This is a genomic window from Acinetobacter sp. ABJ_C4_1 (genome assembly GCF_044538495.1).
Taxonomy (GTDB): domain Bacteria; phylum Pseudomonadota; class Gammaproteobacteria; order Pseudomonadales; family Moraxellaceae; genus Acinetobacter; species Acinetobacter nosocomialis_A.
Genome location: NZ_JBIUCQ010000002.1, coordinates 318,026 through 336,335 on the forward strand (window position 1 = coordinate 318,026; position 18,310 = coordinate 336,335).

Annotated in this window: 16 protein-coding genes; 12 read left to right on the forward strand and 4 right to left on the reverse strand. The window is 37.5% G+C overall.

The genetic code is table 11. The features are described from left to right. Positions 1-88: 88 nt before the first annotated feature. The 6 genes from ACIF8R_RS04435 to putP all read left to right on the forward strand — a co-directional run bounded on the left by ACIF8R_RS04435 (position 89) and on the right by putP (position 6,629). On the forward strand, positions 89-1,936 hold the full coding sequence (locus ACIF8R_RS04435; RefSeq protein WP_396479312.1) for an ABC transporter ATP-binding protein: 1,848 nt from the start codon (positions 89-91) through the stop codon (positions 1,934-1,936). Beyond that, positions 1,936-2,376, forward strand: coding sequence for a MaoC family dehydratase (locus tag ACIF8R_RS04440; protein ID WP_000966086.1), 441 nt, complete (start codon positions 1,936-1,938; stop codon positions 2,374-2,376). Before ACIF8R_RS04435 ends, ACIF8R_RS04440 begins: the two co-directional genes overlap by 1 nt. A gap of 108 nt (positions 2,377-2,484) precedes the next feature. Further along, positions 2,485-3,510, forward strand: a complete 1,026-nt coding sequence (locus ACIF8R_RS04445; RefSeq protein WP_263613570.1) for an AraC family transcriptional regulator — start codon at positions 2,485-2,487, stop codon at positions 3,508-3,510. A gap of 38 nt (positions 3,511-3,548) precedes the next feature. After that, positions 3,549-3,923 (forward strand): glycine cleavage system protein GcvH, encoded by a 375-nt coding sequence (gcvH, locus tag ACIF8R_RS04450; protein WP_077164031.1) that lies wholly within the window; start codon positions 3,549-3,551, stop codon positions 3,921-3,923. 98 nt (positions 3,924-4,021) lie between these two features. Then, positions 4,022-4,729, forward strand: coding sequence for an SIR2 family NAD-dependent protein deacylase (locus ACIF8R_RS04455; protein ID WP_396479523.1), 708 nt, complete (start codon positions 4,022-4,024; stop codon positions 4,727-4,729). Between the two features lie 409 nt (positions 4,730-5,138). Next, a complete protein-coding gene (putP, locus tag ACIF8R_RS04460; RefSeq protein WP_134261611.1) occupies positions 5,139-6,629 on the forward strand; it encodes a sodium/proline symporter PutP in 1,491 nt (496 codons plus the stop codon). Between the two features lie 35 nt (positions 6,630-6,664). Here putP and ACIF8R_RS04465 read toward each other — a convergent pair whose 3' ends face one another. Beyond that, the gene (locus ACIF8R_RS04465) at positions 6,665-7,153 is read right to left on the reverse strand and encodes an Lrp/AsnC ligand binding domain-containing protein (RefSeq protein ID WP_019458967.1); all 489 of its coding nucleotides are present in this window, start codon (positions 7,151-7,153) and stop codon (positions 6,665-6,667) included. Between the two features lie 124 nt (positions 7,154-7,277). On the opposite strand from ACIF8R_RS04465, the gene putA reads away from it, so the two are divergent. The 4 genes from putA to ACIF8R_RS04485 all read left to right on the forward strand — a co-directional run bounded on the left by putA (position 7,278) and on the right by ACIF8R_RS04485 (position 13,280). Further along, positions 7,278-11,030, forward strand: a complete 3,753-nt coding sequence (gene putA, locus ACIF8R_RS04470) for a trifunctional transcriptional regulator/proline dehydrogenase/L-glutamate gamma-semialdehyde dehydrogenase (RefSeq protein ID WP_396479315.1) — start codon at positions 7,278-7,280, stop codon at positions 11,028-11,030. Between the two features lie 105 nt (positions 11,031-11,135). Further along, complete coding sequence (locus tag ACIF8R_RS04475) at positions 11,136-11,609, forward strand: GrpB family protein (RefSeq protein WP_396479317.1); 474 nt, start codon at positions 11,136-11,138, stop codon at positions 11,607-11,609. Between the two features lie 106 nt (positions 11,610-11,715). After that, complete coding sequence (trmA, locus tag ACIF8R_RS04480; RefSeq protein WP_396479319.1) at positions 11,716-12,801, forward strand: tRNA (uridine(54)-C5)-methyltransferase TrmA; 1,086 nt, start codon at positions 11,716-11,718, stop codon at positions 12,799-12,801. Positions 12,802-13,049: 248 nt separating this feature from the next. Then, the gene (locus ACIF8R_RS04485; protein ID WP_002050077.1) at positions 13,050-13,280 is read left to right on the forward strand and encodes a hypothetical protein; all 231 of its coding nucleotides are present in this window, start codon (positions 13,050-13,052) and stop codon (positions 13,278-13,280) included. 35 nt (positions 13,281-13,315) lie between these two features. On the opposite strand, the gene ACIF8R_RS04490 is transcribed toward ACIF8R_RS04485, so the two are convergent. Beyond that, positions 13,316-14,062 (reverse strand): phosphodiester glycosidase family protein, encoded by a 747-nt coding sequence (locus ACIF8R_RS04490; RefSeq protein WP_396479321.1) that lies wholly within the window; start codon positions 14,060-14,062, stop codon positions 13,316-13,318. Between the two features lie 188 nt (positions 14,063-14,250). Here ACIF8R_RS04490 and ACIF8R_RS04495 point away from each other — a divergent pair, with 188 nt between their 5' ends. Next, positions 14,251-14,841, forward strand: a complete 591-nt coding sequence (locus ACIF8R_RS04495; protein WP_087605546.1) for a lecithin retinol acyltransferase family protein — start codon at positions 14,251-14,253, stop codon at positions 14,839-14,841. 46 nt (positions 14,842-14,887) lie between these two features. On the opposite strand, the gene ACIF8R_RS04500 is transcribed toward ACIF8R_RS04495, so the two are convergent. Next, positions 14,888-15,478: a YceI family protein gene (locus ACIF8R_RS04500; protein ID WP_087605545.1), complete on the reverse strand. Its 591-nt coding sequence runs from the start codon at positions 15,476-15,478 to the stop codon at positions 14,888-14,890. A gap of 214 nt (positions 15,479-15,692) precedes the next feature. Between ACIF8R_RS04500 and ACIF8R_RS04505 the strand changes: the two genes are divergently transcribed. After that, positions 15,693-16,100 carry an OsmC family protein gene (locus ACIF8R_RS04505; RefSeq protein WP_396479323.1) on the forward strand — a complete coding sequence of 136 codons (408 nt, stop codon included), beginning with the start codon at positions 15,693-15,695 and terminating at the stop codon, positions 16,098-16,100. Between the two features lie 57 nt (positions 16,101-16,157). On the opposite strand, the gene tkt is transcribed toward ACIF8R_RS04505, so the two are convergent. Further along, complete coding sequence (tkt, locus tag ACIF8R_RS04510) at positions 16,158-18,146, reverse strand: transketolase (RefSeq protein ID WP_396479325.1); 1,989 nt, start codon at positions 18,144-18,146, stop codon at positions 16,158-16,160. Between the last annotated feature and the right edge of the window lie 164 nt (positions 18,147-18,310).

Sequence of the window (18,310 nt, forward strand, 5' to 3'; positions counted from 1 at the left end):
ATCTTTATCGAGTTTGATCTAACTGACTTTATTGCAAATTAAATTGCGAAATTTTAATAAAGTAGCTGATGTATAAAGGTAGTCATTCATGCTGAAGTGGTTTGAAAAACTTGTAAATCCTTATCCAACCAAAGGTCTGGATGAGCCCTTACCAACTCGCTTTTTCCCATTTGTTTGGCAAGCTACTGAGGGTGTACGCCCATACTTATTATTACTGATTATTTGTACAGCTGGTGCGGCTAGCTTTGAAGCCTTACTTTTTTCAAAAATTGGACAATTAGTAGATTGGCTTAGTAATAGCCAGCCTGAAAGTTTTTTAAGCCAGCATGCGTCAAATATCCTTATTTTAATTAGTGTTTTATTCGCCAATATTTTATTTGTTAATATTCAATCTGTTATAAAACACCAAATTTTATATAGTACTTTCCCAATGCGCTTACGCTGGCGCTTCCACAACCTTTTATTAAAGCAAAGCCTAGACTTTTTCCATAATGATTTTGCGGGACGCCTTTCAGCAAAGGTCATGCAAACAGCATTAGCTATACGCGAGTTTTGGATAATTTTGGGTGATATGTTGGCTTACGTCAGCATTTACTTTATTACCGTTAGTATTGTTTTGGGTGCGATTTCACCCACTTTACTTATTCCCCTTATGGTTTGGTTAGGACTATTTTTATTAAGTGCCTGGTTCTTTATTCCACGTTTAAGCAAAGTTTCACAGCAACAAGCTGACGCTCGTGCCGTGATGACTGGTCGTGTAACTGATGCTTATACAAATATTCAAACAGTTAAATTATTTGCACATGCTGGTCGTGAAAGCCAGTATGCAAAAGCATCAATGAAAGAGTTTATGTCAACAGTCTATGCGCAAATGCGTTTAGGTACTCTTTTTGAAGTCAGCATTAATTTACTCTCTGCTGTTTTATTTGTAGGTGTAATTGGTACTGCAGTCTGGCTATGGACACAAGGCTTAGCAGCATTAGGTGTAATTGCGGCGACTACCGCCATGATTTTAAAACTGAATAGCATGGCTGAGTTTATGATGTGGCATATGTCAGCTTTATTTGAGAATGTTGGGACCATTCAAGATGGTATGCAAACTCTTGGTAAGAAAATTAATATTCAAGATAAACCAGATGCAAAACCACTTACAGTAAAGCAAGGTGAAATCGTATTTAAAGATGTTACCTTTGCCTATAACAATAAAAATGTTATTGATCACTTTAACCTACACATTAAAGCGGGTGAAAAGATTGGTATCGTTGGCCGTTCAGGTGCAGGAAAATCTACCCTCATTCAATTACTTTTACACTTTTACCATCTTAAAGAAGGTGCAATTTTAATTGATGGGCAAAACATTGAAGATGTTACACAAGATAGTTTGAGAGCAAATATTGCTTTAGTTACTCAAGATACTTCTCTACTACATCGTTCAGTTGCCGAAAATATTAAATATGGCCGTCCAGATGCAACTGATCAAGATATGCAAAGTGCCGTGCATAAGGCAAAAGCAGCTGAATTTATTCCTCAACTTGTCGACTTAAAAGGACGTTCAGGTTATGAAGCACAAGTGGGTGAACGTGGTGTCAAACTGTCAGGTGGTCAAAGACAACGTATCGCTATTGCGCGTGTTTTCTTAAAAGATGCACCAATTTTAATATTAGATGAAGCAACAAGTGCATTAGACTCAGAAGTTGAAGCAGCTATTCAGTCTAGTTTAAATGACCTGATGGTAGATAAAACAGTTATTGCAATTGCTCACCGTTTGTCTACCATTGCTCAAATGGACCGTTTAATTGTTCTTGATGAAGGTAAAATTGCAGAGCAAGGTACTCATGAAGAATTAATTGCTAAAAATGGTATATATGCACAATTATGGAAACGTCAAACTGGCGGTTTTCTTATTGAGCAAAAAGCAGTACAGGGTCAAGATTAATGCTTTATTTAGAAGATTTAAAAATTGGTGATCGTTTTATCAGTCGTGAATATGAAATTACACTAGATGAAATCAAACAATTTGCAAGCCACTATGACCCTCAGCCTTTCCATACAGATGAAGAGCTAGCCAAAGAAGATCCCATTTTTAAAGGTATTGCTGCCAGTGGGTGGCACACCTCTGCAATTACGATGCGCTTATGGACTGAATGTATGCCAATTCATGGTGGACTAGTGGGTTCGGAGTCTAGTCTACGTTGGCCTCGCCCAACCCGCCCAGGTGACCGCATTCATGTTGAAGCTGAAATTTCCGCGATTACACCATCCAAAACAAAATTGGATCGTGGTATTGTAAGTTACGTTACGCAAGCCTTAAATCAGCATGGGGATGTTTTACTTATTTCAACGACAAAAATCGTTGTCTTTAAAAAGAATGTTTAACGAATCGTTGATATGATTGTCTAACAGTTTTTATAAACTCAAATTATATTTCATGACAAGATGTGTAAGAAATGCACGTAGAAAATTGATGAGAGCAACGGAACGCATATGAAAATTACCTCAGCTCGTCAAGATCAAGGTATTCCAGGAGTCTATGGCTTATTGCTATTAGATGTTGTTTCACGTTGGGGATACAACGATGAAACATTATTTGCCCCTTTTCATCTTACGAGTGAGCAATTAGCCGATCCTGAATATCGTATTTCAACACCTGTAGCAAATGAGCTAGTTAAACATGCCTTAAATCTCACTGGTGAAAGTACATTGGGTTTCCATATTGGCACTCAAATGCGTATTTCAATTCATGGGTTTATTGGCTACGCGATAATGACAGCAAAAGATATTACCGAAGCAATTGCTCTTGCTGCTCGTTTTATCCAGTTACGCTTACCCTTTTTACAACTTTATTTTTCTACATTCGGACCCAAAGCCACATTACAATTACAGTGTGATATTGAGTTAGAACCACTTCGTACCGAAATTGTTTTAGGCTTAACCATTGGCATCATGACAATGGCAAAAGCAATGACAGGTATCGAAGATTTAGCAGGCGATGTCGACCTAGATTTTCCAGAACCAGCAGGTTTTGATAAATATAAGAACAAACTCAGCAGTACTATTCGCTTTAATCAACCTCATTTAATTTCCAGTTTTGATAAAAAATATTTAGGTCTTAAATTAATTAATTCAGACCCAATCGCCAGTCAAATTGCCATTAACCAATGTGAAGCTGAACTATCTGCTTTGGGCGAACGCCGCCGTTTGGCAATGCGCGTACGTGATATTTTAAGTAATTCTGAACAACATTACTTAAGCATAGAAAATGTAGCAGAATACCTACATATGTCAGATCGTACTTTAAAACGACAGTTGGCAGCTGAAGGGACTTCATTTTCAACATTAGTAGATGAAGTCCGATATCGTCATGCGACGTCACTACTTTCACGGACAGATTATAGCCTTGAACAAATTGCAGATGAACTTGGTTACTCCGATGTCGCAAATTTCAGCCGTGCATTCAAACGCTGGAGTGGCCGTAGTCCGAGTAACTGGCGCAAAGACCCCTATTTATAATGTTATTAAGATATTGGACACAAGCTTAAGGAGTTGTCATGAACCACCCTTCAGAATTGAAGTATGCACGTACACATGAGTGGGTAAAAATTGAAGGTGATCTTGTTATTACAGGAATTACCGACCATGCACAAGATGAACTTGGAGACTTGGTCTATGTTGAGACTCCTGAAGTTGGCAGCAAAGTAACAGCTGGGGAACAAGCTGGAGTAGTTGAATCAGTTAAGACTGCTTCTGATATCCACGCTCCTGTTTCTGGTACTGTAGTGGAAGTAAATACAGACCTTGAAGATGATCCAGATTTTGTAAATGAAGATCCATACGGGAAAGGCTGGATTTATAAAATCAAGCCAGACAACATGGCAGATGTTGAAAAACTTTTAACAAATGCAGAATATGAAGCAGGCTTATAAAAGATAGCATCGCTTTCAGTATTTGATAAAAACCAGTTTACTTTTAAACTGGTTTTTTTATATATGTATAAATCAGCTATAAAAACCAGATGAATAGGATCACTGACATGACAAGACTTGTTGTATTTTCTGGTGCAGGCATGAGTGCAGAAAGTGGAATTAGTACTTTTCGTGACAGTAATGGCCTATGGGAAAATTATGATATACAACAAGTTGCAACTCCAGAAGCTTGGAACAAAGACCCTGCCTTAGTCCAACGGTTTTATAACGAACGCCGTAAAAATATTTTAGAAGCTCAGCCAAATGAAGCTCATCAGTACATTGCCAAACTACAAGATCATTTCGATGTACAGGTTATTACGCAAAATATTGATGATTTACATGAGCGCGCTGGTAACCGCAATGTCTTGCATCTACATGGCAATATTCGACTAGCAAAAAGCTCGGGACCAGATGCACAATATACAACTGAATTTTATGAAATTAATGGTTGGAAGTTAGACTTAGAACATGACTTTTGCCCCAATGGCTATCCACTTCGTCCTCATGTAGTTTGGTTTGGTGAAGCAGTTCCCGCATTTGAAGAAGCCATAAAGCACGTACAGGAAGCCGATATTTTCATTGTTATTGGTTCAACCTTAAGTGTTTATCCTGTTGCTGCTTTAGTTCATGAAATTCCAAATTACACTGAAGCCTACTATATAGATCCCCAAGCAGATCATTTTCGTGTTCCATCTCAATATAAACTATTAAATATGACAGCCACAGAAGGTATGAAAGAGCTATTTCATCAGTTGACCAGCTAATATTTCTTTCATTTTTATCGCAGATTTCATCTCTAAAGTTGTCTTTTCACATGAAATTGATGTGAAAACACTCAACTCATATCAAATTTTTTCTTGAGACATATATTGTCATTGCTAATTTTGTAACCAAACATGCTGATCTATTTTCCAAATTTACTATTTTTATAATTTTCTAAAGAAAAAATGAATTATTTAACTCATATAAATCATTGATTAAAATAAATTTAATTTAAAATGTAACTACAATTACATTGTTTTACATAAAAATACACAAAATACATCACAAAGATAACAGAGCAAAAAATTTCTTTTGTGGTTGAATCTCAACCTCTTGAAATGCCGTACAAGAAAACAGCGACCTGGATTAGGTTACAATCACGGATTATGGATATAAGGACACACATCCATTATGAGTTATTTTGATCCCACCCTCATCATGTTTATGGTGTACATCGTAGCAATGGTACTTATTGGCTTATTCGCCTACCGTGCTACAAGCGACTTCTCTGATTATATTCTTGGTGGTCGTAGTTTAGGCAGTTTCGTTACTGCATTATCCGCAGGCGCATCAGACATGAGTGGTTGGTTACTCATGGGCCTACCAGGAGCGATTTATCTTTCTGGTTTATCTGAAGCGTGGATTGCAATTGGTCTAATTATCGGTGCTTGGCTTAACTGGTTACTGGTTGCTGGTCGATTACGCGTTCATACTGAAATCCAAAATAATGCACTCACTCTGCCCGACTATTTTACAAGTCGATTTGATGACCAGAAAAAGATTCTTCGTATTTTCTCTGCCGTTATTATCTTGGTTTTCTTCGCAATTTACTGTGCCTCAGGTATGGTAGCTGGCGCTCGTTTATTTGAAAATTTATTCGGTATGTCATATACCACCGCAATCTGGTTAAGTGCTATTGCAACAATCAGTTATGTTTGTATTGGTGGATTCTTGGCAATTAGCTGGACTGATACTTTCCAAGCTGGCTTAATGATTTTTGCCCTTTTACTCACCCCAATCGTAACTTACCTTGCAATTGGCGACACAACTCAGTTTGTAACGCTTATTGAAACTGCTCGTCCACATGCATTTAACATCGTTTCAGATTTAAGTGTGGTAGCCGTTTTATCTTCAATGGCTTGGGGTTTAGGCTATTTTGGCCAACCGCACATCCTTGTACGTTTCATGGCTGCTGACTCTGTAAAATCAATTCCTGCTGCTCGCCGTATTGGTATGACTTGGATGATTTTATGTTTAGTTGGTGCAGTCGGTGCTGGTTTCTTTGGTATTGCTTACTTCCAGCAACACCCTGAACTTGCAACAGTTGTAAGTAAGAACCCTGAAACTGTATTTATGGAATTGACTAAAATTTTATTCAATCCATGGCTTGTGGGTATCATTCTAGCTGCTATCTTGGCTGCTGTTATGAGTACATTAAGCTGTCAGCTTTTAGTATGTTCAAGTGCACTAACTGAAGATTTATACAAAGGTTTCATCCGTAAAAACGCATCTCAAAAAGAACTTGTATGGGTTGGCCGTATCATGGTTCTTGCAATTGCAGTTCTTGCAATTGTGCTTGCAGGTAATCCTGACAGTAAAGTTCTTGGTCTTGTTGCTTACGCATGGGCTGGCTTTGGAGCTGCATTTGGTCCACTCATCATCTTGTCATTGTTCTGGAAACGTATGACTTTAGAAGGTGCTTTAGCGGGCATGATCGTAGGTGCTGTTGTTGTGATTGGTTGGAAAAATCTTTTCGCAGGCACTGGGGTTTACGAGATTATTCCTGGCTTTATCTGTGCGTTTATCAGCATCATTGTAGTGAGCTTAATTTCAAAAGCGCCAAACTCTGATGTGACTGATCGTTTTGAACAAGGCGACAAACTCTACAAAGAAAGTGTATAAAAATGAATAAAATAAAAAGGGGCTTCGGCCCCTTTTTATTTATTTTTCGTTTTGATTTTAATTTTTGAAGTATCTTTTACAACTTGCATCACAGGGTAGCTACGGGTTTCTTTCACACCAGGTAATTGCCATAGTACCTGCCCAGCAATACGTCTAAACTCCTCCATACTGCCACTTCGTAATTTAATTAAAAAATCAAATCCTCCACTGACCATATGGCATTCAACGATTTCTGGATAATGCACAACTGCATCAATAAACTCGTCTAAAACGTTAGGCGTTGTTTTATCAAGCAAGACCTCTACAAACACTAAAAAATTTGCATTCAGTTTGATTGGATTCAATTTTGCTTCATAGCCCAAGATAAATTCATCTTTTGTTAGCTTCTGCACTCGAGCCATAACAGCGGTTGGAGATAAATTTACCATTTCGGCCAATTTGCTATTAGAAATTCGCCCATCTGTTTGAAGAATATCCAAAATTTTTAAATCAGTGCGATCAAGGCTTAATAATGGGCCATTCATCTGAATTTTCCTCTAAAAAATAGGCTAAATATAGTGAGTTATTCGGTGTTTCTTCTGTAATCATAAATTATCTAAACCTCTCTACTCAAGATGAGTTTATGAGAGTTGGTTGTCGGAAATAGATATGAACACAATGGATACTTTTCATCAAATGGATAAATCTCACCAAGGCTATATCACCGAATTCAACGATAAAAGTGAGTTTGAACAGCGCATTAATACAGCTTGGCGACGTGCCGAACCTGAAGCTGTAGAAGAGTTATTACAAGCTGCTGCGGTATCTGATGATTTAGATCATAAAATTTATGACCTTGCATTTAACCTTGCACATAATTTACGTGAACGTAAGACCTCTTCTGGGAAAGCAGGTATTGTTCAAGGGTTATTACAAGAGTTCTCTCTGTCTTCACAAGAAGGTGTGGCTTTAATGTGCCTTGCCGAAGCTTTGCTTCGTATTCCAGACACAGCAACACGTGACTTACTGATTCGAGATAAAATCAACCAAGGTAACTGGAAAGAACACGTTGGCCAAAGCAGTTTAATGTTTGTCAATGCTGCAGCATGGGGCCTCATGTTAACTGGTAAGCTTATGGAAACACCAAAGCAAACCAGTCTTTCAAGTGTACTTACTGGCCTTTTAGCACGTAGTGGACGTGGCATTATTCGTAAAGCAGTTGATGTTGCAATGCGTATGATGGGTGAACAGTTTGTAACTGGGGAAACCATTGAAGAAGCAGTAGACCATGCGAAAGTACTTGAAGATAAGGGATTTCGTTATTCTTATGACATGTTAGGTGAAGCAGCTTTAACTGACCATGACGCTGAACGCTACTTTAACGATTATACGCAAGCTATCCATGCAATTGGTAAAGCGTCTAATGGTAAAGGCGTTTATGATGGCCCGGGTATTTCAATTAAGCTTTCTGCCTTACACCCTCGTTATCAACGTGCGCAAATTGAACGTGTTCATCAAGAACTTTACGGCAAAGTATTTGAACTCGCTCGTTTAGCCAAACACTACAATATTGGTTTAAATATCGATGCTGAAGAGTCAGAGCGTTTAGAAATTTCGCTGGAGTTACTCGAACGTCTTTGTTTCGAGCCGGAACTAGCGGACTGGAAAGGTATTGGGTTCGTTATTCAAGCTTACCAAAAACGCTGTTTCTTTGTAGTTGATTATATTATTGACCTTGCTAAACGCAGCCAAAAACGCCTCATGATTCGTCTTGTAAAAGGTGCATATTGGGATAGCGAAATCAAGAAAGCACAAATCGAAGGTATGGATGACTACCCTGTCTTCACGCGTAAAGTACATACAGATTTATCTTATATTGCTTGTGCTAAAAAATTACTTGCAGCGCCAGAATATATCTATCCACAATTTGCGACTCATAACGCTCAAACATTGGCAACAATTTATCATTTGGCTGACCCAAGCAAATATTATGCTGGTCAATATGAGTTCCAATGCTTACATGGTATGGGTGAACCACTTTATGAACAAGTTGTTGGTCCACGCGAGCAAAATAAATTAGGTGTGCCATGCCGTATTTATGCTCCAGTTGGTAACCATGAAACTTTGTTAGCTTATCTGGTTCGTCGTTTACTTGAAAATGGTGCAAATACTTCATTTGTTAACCGTATTGCCGATAAAACACTTAAAGTTGAAGACCTCATTCAGTCTCCAATTTACGATATACGCAATGCAGCTAAACTTGAAGGTTCAATTGGTTTAAAACACCCATCAATTCCTCTTCCTTTAGATATGTACGGCACACTCCGTAAAAACTCTAAAGGATATGACTTAGCAAACGACACTCCGCTTGAAGCTTTAGATAGCACAGCTCAACAACTACGTAATCGTGTTTGGCAAAGCCATCCATTACTAGGAAATAACGCTTCAACAGAACAACGCCATTCTGTTGCAATTACAAACCCTGCACAAAATGATGAAATTGTTGGGTATGTACAAGAAGCTGATCTTAATGATGTAGAAATTGCATTGAATGCAGCTGAACAGATACAAATTGAATGGGCAAATACACCTAAAGATCAACGCGCACAATATTTAAAACGTGCAGCTGACCTTATGGAAAGTCGTATTCAAGAGTTAATGGTATTACTTTGCCGTGAAAGTGGTAAAACTTATGCCAATGCAATTGCAGAAGTTCGTGAAGCTGTAGATTTCTTACGTTACTACGCAACTCAAGTTGAGAATCTTCCTGCAAATACAACTATTCAGCCACTTGGTACTGTACTTTGTATTAGTCCATGGAACTTCCCTCTTGCAATTTTCTCTGGTCAAATTGCTGCAGCATTAGTCAGTGGTAACTGTGTTATTGCAAAACCTGCCGAACAAACACCTTTAATCGCGGCTCAAGCAGTGCAAATTTTATGGGAAGCTGGTATTCCACATGGCGCTGTACAATTATTACCTGGCCGTGGTGAAACAGTAGGTGCTCAGCTTAGCCAAGATCGACGCATTGATGGCATCATGTTTACTGGCTCAACTGAAGTTGCAAAGATTTTGCAGAAAACAGTTGCAAAACGTTTGGCTGCTAATGGCCAATCCATTCCTCTCATTGCAGAAACAGGTGGCCAGAATGCAATGATTGTGGATTCATCTGCATTAACTGAACAAGTTGTACTTGATGTTGTAAGTTCTGCATTTGATAGCGCAGGTCAACGCTGCTCTGCTTTACGTATTTTATGTGTACAAGAAGATAGTGCGGCAAGCGTTATTAAAATGCTTAAAGGTGCAATGCAGCAGTTAATCGTAGGTAATCCTGCTATTTTAAAAACGGATATTGGTCCTGTTATTGATGAAGAAGCAAAAAAGACAATTGATCAGCATATCCAAAAAATGAAGTCTAAGGGCTATCCAGTACATCAATTAATGTTTGGTGGAACTAGTCAAAATGAATTGAACAAGGGAACTTTTGTTGTACCAACAGCAATTGAGTTACCTAACCTCGATGACTTACAACGCGAAGTTTTTGGTCCTGTTTTACACATCATTACCTATAAATACGGCGAACTTGAACAACTCATCTCACGTATTAATGCCAAAGGTTATGGTTTAACAATGGGTCTGCATACCCGTATTGATGAAACCATCCAAACCGTTATTCAACATGCTGAAGTGGGTAACCTTTATATCAACCGTAATATTGTCGGTGCTGTTGTTGGTGTTCAACCATTTGGTGGTGAAGGTTTATCGGGTACAGGTCCGAAAGCTGGTGGTCCGCTTTACATGTATCGCTTAATGCAAAATTGTTCAAATAAAGTATTGGCAACACCATTTGCTATGAAAAATGAACAAACTGCATATGAAGGCTTTAACCGAGAGGTTTATCAGAGCTTACAAAACTGGGCAAAACAGCATTTACCACAAGCAAATCATGATATTGAACCATTTGGTGTAGGCAAGTTTTATGAGTTACAAGGCCCTACTGGGGAAAGTAACAAATATATTATTTTGCCGCGTCACCGTGTGCTTTCAATTGCAGATACTGAACAAAATCAATTGCATCAATTGCTCGCAATTTTTGCAGTGGGTAGCCAAGCTGCGGTAATGCCAAATAGTCCGTTGTTGGCAAAACATAAACAAACGTTGCCAAAAGATGTTCTTGATGCAATTACTACAGTTAAAAACATCACATCAGATAATTTTGATGCTGTTTTACACCATGGTAGTCGTGAAGAGGTTCTTTCATTACAACAAGAAATTGCTAGCCGCTCTGGCGCAATTGTTGGCATTACACATGTTGAATCAAACGAATCGATTCCACTTGAACGTTTAGTGATTGAACGTGCAATTAGTGTGAATACAGCTGCTGCTGGTGGCAATGCAAGCTTAATGACTATGTCTGACTAACACATAAATTTATCTAAAAAGCCCAAATCTCAGTATTTGGGCTTTTTTCTTTAATCGAGTAATCTATTTTAAATATATAAATGTTATCGATTAGAGAATTTCATAATGATCTTTTTAGAACCACAACAATATCAAAAAAATTGTGTTCAGCTTTTTAACTCATATCAAAAGGATATTTCCACCCTTCTCCCATTTGCCAAAATTGAGCATATTGGTTCATCAGCAGTACCGAATGCAATTTCAAAAGGTGATCTAGATATTTATATTGAAGTTATGCCTGAGCAATTTGAATTTGCAATAGAGCAATTAAAAACACTTAATTTTATAGAGAAGCAAAATACTTTAAGAACAGATGAGCTTTGCATGCTCCAATCACTCAACAACGATGATGTTGCATTTCAAATTGTAGTAACTGATTCAGTATTCACATTTTTCTTAACATTTAGAAATAAGCTTATAGACTCACCAAGGTTGGTGAAAGAATATAATCAATTAAAATTGGAGTGTAGCCATTTAGACCATGATCAATATAGAACAATAAAATCAGATTTTATTAACCGCGTCTTAAATCATCTCTAATTTAAGTGCCCTATTTCTTTATGAATATCTGACTAAAATTGGCTCCTGCAAGCGCGATTTTTTTGGTACCATTCACTATTTGATTCTGTTTAAATTTTCTTTGTCTATGACCTCTTCTTATCGTCAACAACTTCAAGCTAAAATTGATCGCATTACTACTCAATTTTCTGAATTTACACCGCCTACATTAGAAGTGTTTGAATCACCTGAACAACATTTCCGTATGCGTGCTGAGTTTCGGATCTGGCATACAGAAAATGATATGTTTTATGCCATGTTTGAACGTAACGATGAAGACAAGCAAAAAACAGTTGTTCGCATAGACGAGTTTCCTATTGCAGACAAAAGCATTAATGATTTAATGCCTCGCCTTTTAGCAGAGCTCAAAGCAGAACCTTTACTTTCACAGCGTTTATTTGAAGTTGATTTTCTCGCAACACTTAGTGGAGAAATGCTAGTTACCCTGATTTATCATCGTAAACTTAATCAGGAATGGGAACAAGCAGCTAAAGCACTTGCTGAAAAACTAAATATTAAAATTATGGGCCGTAGCCGTGGCCAAAAAATTGTGATTGGCGATGACTTTGTTGTAGAAGAGTTTGAACTTTTAAACCGTACATTCAAATACAAACAAATTGAAAGCAGTTTTACCCAGCCGAATGCTCAAGTTTGCAAAAAAATGCTGCAATGGGCATGTGATGCAGCTGAGGGTTCGAAAAAACACTTACTAGAACTTTATTGTGGTAACGGTAACTTTACCCTTCCATTATCGCTAAAATTCGAACGCGTACTTGCTACCGAACTTGCTAAATCATCAGTTTATGCGGCTCAATGGAATATTGAACAAAACCAGATCGATAATATTCAAGTTGCACGTCTATCGGCTGAAGAGTTTACTCAAGCCTATCAGGGTGAGCGTGAGTTCCGTCGTCTGCAAGAAGCAAATATTGATATTCAGAGCTATGACTTTGACACGGTATTTGTAGACCCTCCGCGTGCAGGAATTGATGATGAAACTTTAAAACTTTTACAAGGTTTTGAGCGTATCATCTACATTTCATGTAATCCTGACACTTTATATGAAAATTTAAAAACGCTGACAAAAACTCATCGAGTGACTAAGTTTGCTTTATTCGATCAGTTCCCTTATACGCATCATGTTGAGTCAGGTGTATTACTTGAGAAGATTTAAACAAAATTTTTCAATGTAACACTATTTTATAAGGAGATTAAATATCTCCTTATTTTTCAACATTTTTTAATTAAGTATTTAAATTTTAAAAAAATATCAAGTCATCTATTCGTCATAATTTCGTTTAACTCAACCATTACTATCGAAAATTCTCTAGTTCAACTGGTGGATTTATCACTTATAGAGGCTTGTATTTTAATTTAAATTGGCTATATTTCGATCTATGTTAGGTTGTATATGAAGGCTCTATGAGTTTTTGGCAAAAGCTGTTCTTAGCAGATCAACAGCATAACGAGCATAAGAATCAAACTGCTTGTGTTGAAAATGACTGCTCATGTAAAACTAATGAACAACTTCTAAGTGCGCTCGCACAAGCAACAGATGAAGATGTCATTATGGGAATAAAAAAAGTTCTTATTTCCCGTGGGTATAGCCGAAAAGAGTTAAATGAACTCATTCAAAAACCATCTATTCATTAATTATAAAGCCAGTCCTGTACTGGCTTTTTTGCATTTTATTTGACTGCACAATTTGCATGACTGACTAAACCAATAATGGGTCCCATATAAAATTTTCTATCATTACGGCTATTCTTTTGCAAATAGAGACTAGAGATAGAACCATCAAGATAAAGAGCTTGTTCTACTTTTAAATTCTTTTGGAAAAATTCAGCGAAATTATAAAAATTCACTTTATTTTTAGATATCACAAAATATAGCTTATTATTTTTTATACCTACTCCATTACGTATTTTCTTTGAATCGCTATTTGCTAGAAATAAGGGATTTATTTTCCCATTCATTACTAACATAGGACCAGATTGTGTCGCATAATCGGGTTGAAAAGCCTTTGCTTTATATTGTTCAGTTGTCCATATAACAGCTTGTCTTTTATTCCATGCTAAAACCCCATTAGGCTGCAAAAAAAAGTTTCCCCATCCTTTGTCTTCATTTAATGCTTGAATAACGCTCCCTTGTTCAATGTACAACCCTACCGGAGAAAAGCCAGAATGAAACATTCCTGCATTCATTGCAAAAGTAAGCTGTTCACATGATTTGAGCTGGTGCTGAATATTATCAAAGCTTTTATAATATTGATTATTTTGTGGATTCTTCAAAAACAGGCGTAGTTGATTTAAATTAGAAATTTCAATGACTTCAAATTGATCATCGGCAGCATTTTCAATTTGTCGATACTCTACTGCTAAAGCAGATTGCACAAAGACTATAAAGTTCATAATACACAGTATTAATATTTTCATTAATGACAAACCTCATATGTCATTTTCTGTTCATAAGAACACTTTATTAAGTAAAAATGCTTTTATGTGATGTATACCCGAAAGTCGCCTATTCCACCTAATCAATACACTAGAACACAACTATATTCGTTATAATAGTGAACAGCTTTTAATAAAAGTGATCAAAACTTTATTGGATCAGCGTGAATATGCAACAAACAAATAAACGCTACCCTTTAGGGGCTCATCTTATTGTAAAACATCTCGGCTATAGCCATCATGGTATCTACGCTGGGAGAGGTCGAGTTATTCATTATTCGGGCCTAGCACATTTCATCAAAAAACGTCCCATTGAAATCACATCAATAGATGCCTTTTCCCATGGCAAAAAAATTCATGTACGTTCTTATGATGCTCCACGTTACAAAGGAAAAGTTGTTGTACGGCGTATGCGCTCACGCATGCACGAAAATCATTATCATCTGATCATTAATAATTGCGAACATTTATGTAGTTGGGCAATTACGGGTATAGAAAGCAGTACCCAAGTTGAACGTATGATGCATCGTCTAACTACAATAGGCTATGTAAGTTCAATTATGAGCTATATGAATGGCATGATGTTGACCGTTGCAACGACCTGCTTTGCTCTTGTTCTTTATATTAAAAAGAAATTACGTGATCAGGCAAAAATGAAAGTACCAACTTATCAATTTTTAAGAGAAAAAGCCGAAAAAAGAAATGTAGATCCTTCTCAACCTTTAGTTTTTATAGAACCAGATAAAAAAGAACCAATCTAATAAAAAAGTCCTCATTATTGAGGACTTTTTTTAGAAAACTTACAACTTATTTTTTAGCTGCACTAGCTGCCGTTGCTTCAGTCGTAATGTTTACAGTGATCTTATCACCTACATTCGGTACATAGCTGCCTAGACCGAACTCAGAACGATTGAATGAAGTTGTCGCGTTGAAACCAATTGCTGGAACTTTTGCCATTGGGTGTTCACCCTGTTTGTTTAAAACAGCGTCAAGTACAACTGGTTTAGTTACACCTTTAACAGTTAAGTCACCAGTAATTTTAAAGTGCTTTTTGTCTTTGGTTTCTACTTTCGTACTTTTAAAAGTGATATTTGGGTATTTAGCTGCATTAAACCAAGCTTCTTGTTGGAATTCTTTATCTAAAGCAGGTACGTTTGTATTTACGCTGCTTAAAGGAATTGTCACATTTACAGAAGAGTTTGCTGGTTTAGCATTATCAACTTTAATTACACCTTGGATGTCCGAGAAGTTAGCGCTTGGTGTTGAAAAACCAAAGTGATTCCATGAGAAAACAGTCGCCGTATGCGTTGGATCAATTTTATAGTCCACTGGTGCAGCTAATGTAACTGTACTTGCCAATGCCACTGCCAAACCGAAGCTTAATGTCTTAAGATGCATTTTTCGTATCCTTTATTGATATAGTCGTTAGTGTATACATCAAGTAATTAAATTCACTATTCTTTATAAAACGATATGTTTCATCCATGCAACAATAAAAGCGTTACAGTTGTTATTCAAAACCCATATTATAAAGTATAGATATTTTTCTATTCGAAACCTTCAGATTTATTGGTTTTTACTTCGATTTTATTGATAAATAACAAGGTAAAACATGGTTAACACTGTTCAAGCACAAAGCACTTCTACTCCTTACCGAGTAACACTTACCGATTCATCTGGTCATCAATGGTTTGGAGATGAACCAACTGATAAAGGTGGACAAGATACAGCTCCAAATCCAGTTCAGCTTTTACTATCAGCTTTAGGTGCTTGTACCACCATTACTTTAGAAATGTATGCAAGTCACAAAGGGATTAAGCTTGAGCATGTACAAGTCGATTTAGCCTTAAATCCAAATGGTGATCCTGAAGCAGGTCAAAATAATATTGAACGTAAAATTACGCTAAAAGGCGAATTTACCGAAGATCAACATAAACGTCTTTTAAAAGTTGCTGAAAGCTGCCCGATTCATAAGCTTTTAACTTCGAATATCTCAATTCAAACTGAGCTTAATATTTAAGATTTATAAAAAAAGCGCCCTATTTAGGGCGCTTTTTTCTTCTACTGAGTTAAATCATTAAGCAGTTAATTCTTTTACCGCAGCTACTACAGCTTCAGTTGTAATACCAAAGAATTGGAATAAGTCTTTCGCTGGTGCTGACTCACCATAAGTTGACATACCAATTACTTTGCCATCAAGACCAACAAACTTCCACCAGTAGTCAACATGAGCTGCTTCAACTGCAACACGTGCACGGATATGAGCTGGCAATACAGCCTCACGGTATGCAGCATCTTGTTTCATGAACTCTTCAGCACATGGCATAGAAACAACACGAACACCTTCAAGTTGAGCATAAGCTTCCATTGCTAAAGAAACTTCAGAACCAGTAGCAATAATAATTGCCTTCAACTCACCTTTCTCTTGAGCAAGAACATAACCACCTTTTGCTGCATTCTGAATTTGTTCTTCAGTACGCGTTTGGAAAGGCAAGTTTTGACGAGAGAAAATAAGTGCTGTAGGACCGTCTTTACGCTCTAAAGCAGATTTCCATGCAATTGCTGTTTCAACAGTGTCAGCAGGACGCCAAGTATTTAGGTTTGGTGTACCACGTAAAGAAGCAATTTGTTCAATTGGTTGATGTGTTGGACCATCTTCACCTAAACCGATTGAGTCATGTGTATAAACATGAATCACGCGTTGTTTCATCAATGCAGACATACGCACTGCGTTACGTGCATATTCCATAAACATTAAGAATGTTGCAACGTAAGGAATGAAGCCGCCATGTAATGCAACACCATTCGCGATTGCAGTCATACCGAACTCACGTACACCATAGTACACGTAGTTACCAGCTGGGTTTTCTTGAACACCTTGGCAACCTTTCCAAAGTGTTAAGTTAGAACCAGCTAAGTCCGCAGAACCACCCAATAATTCAGGTAATAAAGGACCAAATGCTTGTAATGTGTTTTGGCTTGCTTTACGAGTTGCTACAGTCTCAGCTTTAGCATTTGTTTCACTAATAAATGCATCTGCTTGAGCTGAAAACTCTGCTGGTAAATCACCGCTAATACGACGAAGTAACTCAGCTGCTTCTGTTGGATATTTTGCTTGGTATTGAGCGAATACTTCATTCCAAGCTGCTTCAGCTTCATTACCTTTTGCTTTAGCATCCCATGCAGCATATACATCAGCAGGAATAACAAATGCTTCTTCAGTCCAGCCTAAAGCTTCACGAGTCAAGGTAATTTCATCTTTACCTAATGGCGCGCCGTGACAGTCTTCTTTGCCTTGTTTGTTTGGAGAACCTAAGCCAATAATTGTTTTACAAATAATGATCGTTGGTTTTTGAGTTTCTGCTTTAGCTTCAACTGTTGCTTGACGAATAGCATCAGCATCATGGCCATCTACACGAAGAACTTGCCAGCCATAAGCTTTGAAACGCTCTTCAGTGTCATCACTGAACCAACCTTCTACTTCACCATCAATCGAAATGCCGTTGTCATCATAATAAGCAATCAATTTACCAAGCTGTAAAGTACCTGCCAATGAACATACTTCGTGAGAAATACCTTCCATTAGACAGCCATCACCCAAGAAACAATAAGTGAAGTGATCAACTACTTTTAAGTCATCTTTATTGAACTGAGCAGCTAAAGTCTTTTCTGCCAACGCAAAACCAACAGCGTTTGCAATACCTTGACCTAAAGGACCAGTCGTTGTTTCAATGCCTGGTGCATAACCATATTCAGGGTGACCAGGAGTTTTTGAGTGCAATTGACGGAATTGTTTTAAATCTTCAATTGAAAGATCATAACCTGTTAAATGAAGCAAAGCATATTGCAACATTGAGCCATGGCCATTTGACAAAACAAAACGGTCACGGTTTGCCCATTGTGGATTAGTTGGGTTGTGATTTAAAAACTCGCGCCAGACGACATCAGCAATATCTGCCATCCCCATTGGAGCACCTGGATGCCCTGAGTTTGCCTGTTGCACAGCATCCATTGCCAATACACGAATTGCGTTTGCAATACGACGTTCGTTTAAAGGGGTCGTCATAGATCAGAATCCAATTTTAATAGATTGATGAAAAGAAGAAGATGAATAACCATTCAATGCCGCTATATTGTCTTAAAAAAACGTCTAGGGGTAAACCCCAACACTGTATATTTCTTTATTTTTAACCATTTCTTGGTTACTCAAAAAACATTTAGATTCTTAAG